Source organism: uncultured Rossellomorea sp. (assembly GCF_947488365.1).
In the GTDB taxonomy this organism is placed as follows: domain Bacteria; phylum Bacillota; class Bacilli; order Bacillales; family Bacillaceae_B; genus Rossellomorea.
Window position 1 is genome coordinate 1 of the sequence record NZ_CANKZT010000028.1, and the last position, 240, is coordinate 240.

At 37.9% G+C, this 240-nt stretch carries 1 rRNA gene; it reads right to left on the reverse strand.

The features are described from left to right. A 5S ribosomal RNA gene (gene rrf / locus Q1B03_RS22080) occupies window positions 1–86 on the reverse strand; the annotation flags it as partial. Window positions 87–240: the final 154 nt, after the last annotated feature.

Genomic DNA, 240 nt, shown 5'->3' on the forward strand with positions numbered 1-240 from the left:
ATCCCCCAACTACCATCGGCGCTGAAGAGCTTAACTTCCGTGTTCGGCATGGGAACGGGTGTGACCTCTTCGCCATTATCACCAGACGAATTGCTTACAATGACAAATACTATTATATAATATTTTCAGTGTTTTTCAAGGGGTAATTAAAATTTATTCCCTGAAAACTAGATAAAGAATTGATGTCAAGAAAGCCGAATACCGACCAATTGTTGTTCATTTAAAAAATGACTCTTTGTG